The organism is Acidovorax sp. GW458-11-26-14-TSB4 (assembly GCF_059423865.1).
This window is the reverse complement of sequence record NZ_JBWKYR010000057.1, coordinates 1-534: the sequence shown is the minus strand read 5'-3', so window position 1 is coordinate 534 and position 534 is coordinate 1. Positions and strand designations below refer to the sequence as shown.

The 534-nt window shown below is 65.7% G+C and carries 1 protein-coding gene; it reads right to left on the bottom strand.

The window, feature by feature from the left end; all coding sequences use genetic code 11:
* The coding region (locus AC07X5_RS32640) for an IS5 family transposase (protein WP_494773554.1) at positions 1 to 534 on the bottom strand (534 nt) is incomplete at both ends.

Genomic DNA, 534 nt, shown 5'->3' with positions numbered 1-534 from the left:
GTGTTGCGCACGATCTGAACCTTCATCTGGTGCGTTTGCTCGATCTGCTGAGCGCATTGCCCAGCGTAGGCGCTGTCTGCCCACAAGGTCTTGACCGAGCCGCCCGTGCGTTTGCATGCCTGGGCTACCGCCTGTGTCGCTGCTGCCCGATCTGGCACAGCAGCGCTGGTGATCACCACAGCAAGCAACAGGCCCAGCGTGTCCACTACCAGATGGCGCTTGCGCCCCTGCACCTTCTTGCCCGCATCGAAGCCCAGCTCTCCACCCTGCGGGCTGCCCCGATTGGACTGCGAATCGATGACGGCTTCGCTGGGCTGGGCTGCGCGCTCCAAGCGCTGGCGCCACTGCTGGCGCAAGCGCTCTTGCAGTGCCTCGAACTTGCCTTGGCGAGCCCACACCACGAAGGCCTTCTGAACGGACTGCCAGGGAGGGTAGATCTGGGCAGGCAGGTTGCGCCAGGACGAGCCGGTGCGCAGCACGTAGCAGCAGGCGTCGACGATGCTGCGCCGCGAGTAAGTCGCAGGCCTGCCGCGC